The sequence below is a fragment of the Oceanobacillus salinisoli genome (assembly GCF_009733865.1).
Taxonomy (GTDB): domain Bacteria; phylum Bacillota; class Bacilli; order Bacillales; family Amphibacillaceae; genus Oceanobacillus; species Oceanobacillus salinisoli.
Window position 1 is genome coordinate 48,225 of record NZ_WOFB01000034.1, and the last position, 9,219, is coordinate 57,443.

The 9,219-nt window shown below is 38.3% G+C and carries 7 protein-coding genes; all 7 read right to left on the reverse strand.

Annotation, left to right across the window (positions count from 1 at the left end; genetic code table 11):
- Positions 1–59 precede the first annotated feature (59 nt).
- Entirely contained in the window at positions 60–1,151 is a 1,092-nt protein-coding gene (locus tag GMJ66_RS18445; RefSeq protein ID WP_156291785.1) for a PIN/TRAM domain-containing protein, read from the reverse strand.
- A gap of 311 nt (positions 1,152–1,462) precedes the next feature.
- Positions 1,463–2,836, reverse strand: coding sequence for a DNA repair protein RadA (radA, locus tag GMJ66_RS18450; protein WP_156291786.1), 1,374 nt, complete (start codon positions 2,834–2,836; stop codon positions 1,463–1,465).
- Between the two features lie 189 nt (positions 2,837–3,025).
- Positions 3,026–5,455, reverse strand: a complete 2,430-nt coding sequence (clpC, locus tag GMJ66_RS18455; protein ID WP_156291787.1) for an ATP-dependent protease ATP-binding subunit ClpC — start codon at positions 5,453–5,455, stop codon at positions 3,026–3,028.
- A 13-nt stretch (positions 5,456–5,468) separates the two neighbouring features.
- Complete coding sequence (locus tag GMJ66_RS18460; protein ID WP_156291788.1) at positions 5,469–6,533, reverse strand: protein arginine kinase; 1,065 nt, start codon at positions 6,531–6,533, stop codon at positions 5,469–5,471.
- Positions 6,530–7,069 carry a UvrB/UvrC motif-containing protein gene (locus tag GMJ66_RS18465; RefSeq protein ID WP_156291789.1) on the reverse strand — a complete coding sequence of 180 codons (540 nt, stop codon included), beginning with the start codon at positions 7,067–7,069 and terminating at the stop codon, positions 6,530–6,532. Before GMJ66_RS18465 ends, GMJ66_RS18460 begins: the two co-directional genes overlap by 4 nt.
- Positions 7,070–7,129: 60 nt before the next feature.
- Positions 7,130–7,591, reverse strand: coding sequence for a CtsR family transcriptional regulator (locus GMJ66_RS18470; RefSeq protein WP_156291790.1), 462 nt, complete (start codon positions 7,589–7,591; stop codon positions 7,130–7,132).
- A gap of 187 nt (positions 7,592–7,778) precedes the next feature.
- Positions 7,779–8,477: an MgtC/SapB family protein gene (locus GMJ66_RS18475; RefSeq protein ID WP_156291791.1), complete on the reverse strand. Its 699-nt coding sequence runs from the start codon at positions 8,475–8,477 to the stop codon at positions 7,779–7,781.
- Positions 8,478–9,219: the final 742 nt, after the last annotated feature.

Consider the following 9,219-nt stretch of genomic DNA (forward strand, 5'->3'; position numbering starts at 1 on the left):
AGGAAAGTGATAACGTATTCTGTTATCACTTTTTGCTCTCTTAATAAGTTATACCCTTTTTATAATGCTTTTTCAAGTAATTTTGGCTTTGCAAAAATCATTCGACCTGCAGAGGTTTGTAAGACACTGGTAATGAGTACTTCAATAGTCTTGCCAATATAATCTTTGCCTTCTTCCACTACAATCATCGTGCCGTCATCTAAATATGCAACACCTTGGTTTTGTTCCTTACCGTCTTTAATGACCTGTACCACAAGTTCCTCACCAGGTAACACAACCGGTTTTACCGCATTTGCCAAATCGTTAATGTTTAGGACATGTACCCCTTGGAGGTCACAAACCTTATTTAAATTAAAATCATTCGTTACGATAATTCCATCAATTACTTTCGCAAGCTTAATTAATTTGCTGTCTACTTCCTGAATCTCTTCAAAATCACCTTCATAGATTTCAACATTAACAGGTAATTCTTTTTGAATTCGGTTCAGTACATCCAGTCCACGCCGACCGCGATTTCGTTTTAATGCGTCCGAAGAATCAGCAATATGTTGAAGCTCCCCTAATACAAATTGTGGAATAACGATTGTACCTTCCAGGAAATTCGTTTGACAAATATCAGCAATTCGCCCATCGATAATAACACTTGTATCCAATATCTTTACTCTAGGATTATTTGTTTCGGTTTCGTCTCCTTCTACAACTCTTCGTTTTTCTTTTTTGGAGGTTTTCAGCAAGGTTACAAATTCATCCCTTCGCTTGAAACCAACTTGAAACCCGAAATAACCTAGTAAAATCATAATAAAGAGCGGTAAAACTTGTGAGATAATCTCGATATTAATATCCTGCAATGGCATATTGATAAAGTATGCAATAACTAAACCTAAAATTAATCCTATACTACCAAAAAATAAGTCTACTGCTGGAATCTTAATAAGTGATTCTTCAATCCACTTAAGGAAATTCACGATATATCCAGCTACCCAATAGGAAATTAGAAAGAATATAATTGCACCTAATACCATGCCTAAGTATGGGGATGTCACCCAGCTTTCATCTGTCAAGTCAAATAATCGAATAATATCCGGCACATATAAGAATCCTATTGTACCTCCAAGAATTACAAAAAATAGATTAACAATAATCTTTAACAATATGTTCACCTCCTGATTCTATTATTACCGTTCATACAATATATAATCCTAATAATTGTAAAAAAGCTTTATAATAACAATTAAATCATAGCACATCCGCTATAAACGTTCCATTTTGAAAAATTTTAATTTTGACTTAAGTTGCTTTTTAAAGATGCTTATTAGCTTTAAGACCCCACAGGCAGTAGTTTGCTTCTGAGGAGGCAAAAAGCGTTGCCCTTAAGGTGCACGACTGCCCGGTGTAGACGCGCGTATGTCAGACTTTTCAGCATATGCAATGAAAGCCTAAGAATAGAGAGTAAATGTAACATTTATTGCTGGATGCCCACTTCCAATGCTTCCTGGACAGTTTGGACCCCAATAACCTGTATTCCTGCTGGAGGCGTCCAACCATCTAAATTATTTTTAGGACAAATCACTCGCTTAAATCCGAGTTTTTCTGCTTCCTGTACACGCTGTTCAATACGGGATACCCGTCTAATTTCTCCAGTTAGTCCAACTTCCCCTATAAAAATATCATCCGTTTTGGTTGGATGATCACGAAAACTCGAAGCAATACTAACTGCAATGGCCAAATCTATTGCTGGTTCATCCAGTTTCACTCCACCTGCAACCTTAATATATGCATCTTGATTCTGGAGCATTAAGCCAACCCGTTTTTCTAGTACAGCCATTAATAGTGGGACACGGTTATGGTCAACTCCTGTTGCCATCCTCCGCGGATTACCAAAACTAGAAGGTGAAATTAATGCCTGAATTTCTACGAGGACAGGCCGTGTGCCTTCCATCGAAGCAACAACCGTTGATCCAGCCGTACCTTGGGAACGTTCTTCCAGAAAAATTTCTGAAGGATTCATTACTTCCCTAAGTCCTTCTTCTTTCATTTCAAATATGCCCATTTCATTTGTTGAACCGAAGCGATTTTTTACACCGCGTAATATTCGATACGTATGATGCCTTTCTCCTTCAAAATATAGAACAGCATCCACCATATGTTCCAGCATTCTAGGGCCTGCAATTGCCCCTTCTTTCGTTACGTGACCAACAATAAAAATTGGAATATTATTGTTTTTTGCAAGCCGCATTAATTCACCTGTACATTCACGAACTTGTGATACACTACCAGGAGCACTCGTTATCTCTTCCTTAAAAATGGTCTGGATTGAATCAATCACTACAAAGGAGGGCTTAATTTGTTCTATCTGTCTTGAAATATCAAATAAATTAGTTTCTGATAATACATAAAGCTGATCTGTCCTGATTCCCAAACGATCTGCTCTTAGTTTAGTTTGACGCGTCGATTCCTCTCCAGAAATATAAAGAACAGGTAATTGCTTATCTGCCAGCTGAGCAGATACCTGAAGTAATAATGTCGATTTTCCAATACCGGGATCCCCACCAATGAGTACTAATGACCCCATCACAATTCCTCCGCCAAGAACACGGTTTAACTCTTTCATCGAAGTAGTAATTCTCGGTTCTTCCTTGGACTTTATAGCGGTAATACTTTCGGGTTTGCTACCTGTTTTGTGTACTTCATTAAATCTATGATTTCCCCGAACGGTTGATGCTTCTATTTCCTCTACTAATGTATTCCAATTATTGCACCCTGGGCATTTGCCCATCCATTTAGCTGATTCATATCCGCATTCCTGACACACAAATTTTGTTTTACGTTTCGCCAAATTCTATATTCCTCCCCTTTACTTATTTTAACTTATTTTTATCTGAAATAGGTTACAGGTTGCTATCAATTCAACATTTTATTTCCCGCAATTTTGCCACAAATGAAACCTCTGAAATATGAAGGAAAAGCTAGAAGAATCATTCTCTTCTAGCTTTATCTATAACAATGTTATCACTTATGAAGTTACTTAGGAGAGAATAATAAACTCACCCTTGTTATTTAAACCAATTTTTACTTTTTGACCCTTTTCGATTGTCCCTTTCAGCATTTCTTCTGATAGTAAATCCTCGATATTTTTTTGAATGGATCTACGCAGTGGACGTGCACCGTATTCAGGATCAAATCCCTCGTTTGCAATTTTCTCCAACGCCTTATCTGTCAGTGTAAAATCGACTTCCTGACCTTTTAAGCGACGTTGTAATTGCTCAATCATAAGCGAAACAATATCTTTCATATGTTTCTTCTCTAAAGAATGGAAGACAATCGTTTCATCAATACGATTCAAAAATTCAGGACGGAATGCCTTTTTCAACTCGTTCATTACTTTTGATTTCATATCCTTGTATTCCTGCTGTTCATCACCAATCGTGAAACCAACATATTTATTGCGCTTAAGCTCACTTGCACCAACATTGGAAGTCATAATGATGATGGTATTTCGAAAATCAACTACACGGCCTTTAGAATCGGTTAGACGACCATCCTCTAAGACTTGTAATAAAATATTAAATACTTCAGGATGAGCTTTCTCAATCTCATCAAGTAAAACGACTGAATAAGGTTTTCTGCGCACTTTCTCTGTTAATTGTCCGCCTTCATCATATCCAACATAGCCTGGAGGTGAACCAACAAGACGGGAAGTGGCATGTCTTTCCATATATTCCGACATATCGATCCGAATCATAGCGTCCTCGTCCGCGAACATCACTTCCGCTAACGCACGTGCTAATTCCGTTTTACCGACACCGGTTGGACCTAGAAATATAAAGGAACCAATCGGCCGTTTTGGATCTTTCAACCCGGCACGCGCCCGACGTATTGCTTTGGATATCGCAACTACCGCTTCATCCTGACCAATAACACGATTATGGAGAGTTTCCTCCATGTTAAGCAATCGTTCACTTTCATCTTTGGTTAACTTGGAAACGGGAACCCCGGTCCAATTTGAAACAACACTCGCAATATCCTCCATCGTTACTTCGGAATCCATTTGCCCCTGTTTTTCCTTCCATTCACTTTTCGTTTTTTCCAACTCTTCACGATAGCGCTGTTCGGAATCTCTTAATGATGCAGCTTTTTCAAACTCCTGACTTTGCACAGCTGCATCCTTTTCTTTCCGGACTTCTTCCAGCTTCTGCTCCAATTCTTTTAAATTAGGTGGAACAGTATAAGAACGTAAACGAACTTTCGATCCAGCCTCATCAATTAAATCAATCGCCTTATCTGGCAGGAATCGATCTGTAATGTATCGGTCAGAAAGTGTTGCTGCAGCTTCTATCGATTCATCTGTAATGGAAACACGATGATGTGCCTCATAGCGGTCACGAAGTCCACCCAAAATTTGAATCGTTTCTTCCACTGTTGGTTGATCCACTTGGATTGGCTGGAATCTCCGTTCTAATGCCGCATCTTTTTCGATGTATTTACGATATTCATCCAGCGTTGTTGCCCCAATACACTGCAATTCACCACGTGCAAGCGATGGTTTAAGTATATTGGATGCATCGATAGCCCCTTCTGCTCCACCTGCACCAATTAGTGTATGAAGTTCATCAATAAAGAGAATAATATTGCCTGCTTGACGTATTTCCTCCATTACCTTTTTCAATCGGTCTTCGAATTCACCACGGTATTTCGTTCCAGCAACAACCGTACCCATATCCAATGTCATCACGCGTTTATCCCGTAATGTTTCTGGAACTTCATTGTCAATGATTTGTTGTGCCAATCCTTCTGCAACTGCAGTTTTACCAACTCCAGGCTCTCCGATTAAAACAGGATTATTTTTCGTTCGTCTGCTAAGTACTTGAATGACACGTTCAATCTCATTTGCCCGGCCAATAACAGGGTCAATTTTTCCATCACGGGCACTTTGAGTTAAGTCTCTAGCCAATGAATCGAGTGTCGGTGTATTGGCACTGGACTGTTGTCCGCCTCTACCCTGACGACCTGCCTGTGACTCATTACTGCCCAATAATTGAAGCACTTGTTGTCTAGCTTTATTTAAACTAACCCCAAGGTTATTTAATACTCTAGCTGCTACACCTTCCCCTTCACGAATCAGTCCCAGTAGAATGTGTTCTGTGCCAACATAAGAATGACCTAGTTTTCTAGCCTCATCCTGGGATAACTCCACAACCTTTTTCGCACGTGGTGTATAATGGATGGACTGCATTGGCTGTTTTCCTACACCAATTAACTTTTCTACCTCTTCCTGAATTTGACTAATCTCCAACCCTAATGATTGCAAAGCTTTAGCCGCAATACCTTCTCCCTCACGAACAAGCCCCAGTAGGATATGCTCCGTGCCAATATTGTTGTGACCAAGACGTACTGCCTCTTCCTGGCTAAGTGCTAATACTTTTTGTGCTCTCTCTGTAAATCTTCCAAACATCATAATAGCTTCCCTCCTATTTCTCTAACTGTAGACGTTCACGGATGAGTGATGCTCGTAATACATCACGTTCTAGAGGTGTTAAAGTTTTCTTTGCATAATGTTGAAGAAATCCTGGTTGTATGAGTACCATTAGTTCATTAAGTATATTTCTGGAAGTATCTTTAATGATACCTAAATCTATTCCTAATCGCACGTTTGATATGCAATTGGATGCCTCTTTTGATTCAATTACTCTACTATAAGCCAATACCCCATACGAACGATAAATACGGTCTTCCAATGCAATTGGAGATTCTTTCATGATGACATCCCGTGCATTTCGTTCATGCTCGATTAACTGATTAACCACACTTTCTAAATCTTCTACAATATCTTCTTCTGATTTTCCTAGTGTAATTTGGTTAGATATTTGAAAAATATTTCCTAATGCTTCACTTCCCTCACCATAAATACCTCTAACCACTAGTCCTAACTGATTAATAGCCGGCATCATCCGGTTGATTTGTCTGGTGAGAACAAGTGCCGGTAGATGCATCATAACTGATGCACGCATCCCTGTCCCAACATTTGTCGGACAAGTTGTTAAATATCCTTTCGTTTCGTCAAATGCATAATTTACTTTCTCTTCTAACCAATCATCTATTACAAACGCTTTTTCCAAAGCATGTCGTAATTGCAAACCAGGAAAATAGAGTTGTATGCGAAGATGATCCTCTTCATTTATCATAATGGAAACCTGTTCGTTCCCGGAAATCATTGCTGCCGATTCGTTTGTATGCTTTGTTAAATGCGGGCTTATCAAATGCTTCTCTACTAAAACGCGTTTTTCAACCGATGATAAATCCCGAACCAGAATAAACTGGAAATCACTATATTCCTGAAATGATTTATTCGCATATTCCTGCTGAAAAAGTGATTGTACTTCTGCCAACTTTTCATCTTCAGCAAAAAGTGGATAGGGAATATCAGCTATGTTCCTTGCTAACCGTATACGGCTGCTTAATACAATATCACTGTCTGGCCCTTCCTCGCGCATCCATGGACTGATTGCGTTATTCATAAAATGTTCGAGCGTCATGAATTATCACCTGCTTCTAAGTCCCGTAGTCTTGCTTCCAGTGCCTTTATTTTATCTCTTACTTCTGCCGCTTCTTCAAATGCCTCTTTTTCAATTAATTGCTGCAGTTGTTCTTTAAAGCTTTGCAGACGTCGTTTCATTTGTAAGTCATCACCTGCACGCTTAGGGATTTTTCCGGAATGCTTTGTATTCCCCGCATGAACACGTCGCAAAATAGGGTCTAATCTATCAGAAAATGTATCATAACATGTTGCACAGCCAAATTTACCAGCCTCTTTAAACTGAGAAAATGTCATTCCACATTGTGGGCATTGTAAATCTTTCACTTGCTGAAAAGCAGGACTTTCCATTTTTGTCGTATCAAAATTAAATAACCCTGTTAGTAAATTATGAAGTGAATACCCTTCTTCCGGATAATTGACATATCCCTTCTCCTTGGCACAGACCTCACAAACACGAATCTCAGTTTTTTTACCATTTATGACTTGAGTAAAATGAAGTGTAGCTGGACGTTCATGACATTCTTGACATTCCACTTGTACTTCCCCCTTTAACTACGTGGTAAAAAGTAATTCCCCAAGAACCAACATCTCAAACTAAAAATATTTTAATTGCGATAACATCGCTGTTAAAATTCTGGCACGTATCTCGTCCCTTAATGGAAGGTTATATGCTAACGTGGTACGTTCTATGGCACTTAGCATGATTTTTAATTCCCGTTCTGTTATTATTTTTTCTTCCAATAAGCGATCCAGGACATCCGTGGCAGCCCGTTGAGATATCGCTGGATTGACCATTTGAATAATTTCATCAATCAATTCAGATTTATCTTTATGCCGTACACGCATAATTCGAATATACCCGCCACCTCCACGCTTACTCTCTACAATGTAGCCCTTCTCCAGCGTAAAGCGGGTATTAATCACATAATTTATTTGCGATGGCACACATTGAAAGCGATTTGCAATTTCACTTCGTTTAATTTCAATGGCATTTTGTCCTTTTGATTGTAACACCGTTTTTAAATATTGTTCGATTATATCTGATATATTACTCATCTGACCATCCCCTCTTGCTGGCTGTATGTGTCAGCTTTTCATTCATTTTTGACTTTGACTATCTTTGACTATATTAATATTATACGTCAATTTTCAGGAGATGAAAATACCTTTTCATTATTTTAGACAAAAATGTTAGAAACAAAACCTTACACCTAATTATATGTGTAAGGTTTTAAAAATTTATTTATTTATTTATTTCAGAAATGTTTATTACACCTTTTATGTTAGACAATTCTTCATATAGTATAGAATGATTCATTTTTTGATTATGTTCCAGCTTTACATGGACTTTTCGCAAATTCTCCTCAATATTTGAAATATCAATCATTTTCAATTTAATATTGTATTTCTCCAGCACGTTAATTAGTCGATTAATTTCCAAGCTTCGTTCAATAGTAAAATCTATAAAATAAAATGTACGTGCTTTAGGAAACAGTCGTTCAAAGTTATTTAAAAACATCAGGCTGATTAAAATAATAAAAGTCGCTAAAATTGCAGCACCATACATGCCCATTCCTACAACCAACCCCAGCCCCGCAACTGTCCAGATAGAGGCGGCAGTTGTAAGTCCCCTAATAGTTCCACCGTAAACAATAATGGTACCTGCTCCAAGGAAACCAATACCACTAATAACATAGGAAGGGATTCTAGCGGGATCGAAACGCACCTGATTATAATTATCGATAAATTCGGTAAATCCATATAAAGACATAAGCATCATTAAGCATGAACCCACACCTACTAAAATATGAGTGCGAAATCCAGCAGAATGATTATTCACCTCACGCTCAAATCCGATAATTCCTGCCAACGTTAAAGCAATTATTAGTCGTATCGCAATTATTGAAAAGTCTTCACCTAATATTTCATTAAGATATTCCATACGTATCCCCCTCTTATGCATTAGTTGATTTCTAAATGTAATTACAGGTATTTGTCCAGAAACCTTGGCGTTCTCCTTAGGCGAATTCATTAGTTGTACTTATGAGATAAACTCGCATTCGATCATCTTTTAGCATGTATCTCCTTGAGTTACTGCATAAATTTCTACTTGAATTATCTTCCAGCTGATTTGCATGGAACACTGCCTCATTTAATATGCTGCAACGCGACGAGCGCATTTGTGGTCGTTTTTCTTATAATTGGAAGTTAAAATTTCAGTTATATGAACTCAGTAAATTTATACTTTCCTAGTGACCGATGCTTTCTAAGGTGGACTGTGGTTACTCGTCCCACTAAAAAGATTAGTTGTTTTTGACGCAAAACCTATAAAGCCGGACATAGCATAGAGCAATGTTGATTTCCTCTAAGGGCAATCGCTTTTCCGTTGGCAATGCTTTATCCACATCGGAAGAAAACCATTTCCCGAGGTATTTAAGCTGCACGTTTTGCCGCAGGAGTCCGACTGCCCATTACTCCAAATAATCAGCTAATAAGAAACAAAACGAATGAAAAGAGCCAATTATAAACAGGACACTCCTATTTACTATATTTAAGAACGTATGCAATACTTTTGTATTTTATGATATCCCTTTCCTTGTACAAGCACAAAAAAACCTAGGACAATAATATCCTAGGTTTACTGCTGCCTGGCGGCGTCCTACTCTCGCAGGGGGAACCCCCAA

What these genes read in the sequence shown, in the direction of transcription:
- clpC (WP_156291787.1), bottom strand. Translation starts at nt 5,455, where the DNA reads ATGATGTTTGGAAGATTTACAGAGAGAGCACAAAAAGTATTAGCACTT.
- GMJ66_RS18460 (WP_156291788.1), bottom strand. Translation starts at nt 6,533, where the DNA reads ATGACGCTCGAACATTTTATGAATAACGCAATCAGTCCATGGATGCGC.
- GMJ66_RS18470 (WP_156291790.1), bottom strand. Translation starts at nt 7,591, where the DNA reads ATGAGTAATATATCAGATATAATCGAACAATATTTAAAAACGGTGTTA.
- GMJ66_RS18475 (WP_156291791.1), bottom strand. Translation starts at nt 8,477, where the DNA reads ATGGAATATCTTAATGAAATATTAGGTGAAGACTTTTCAATAATTGCG.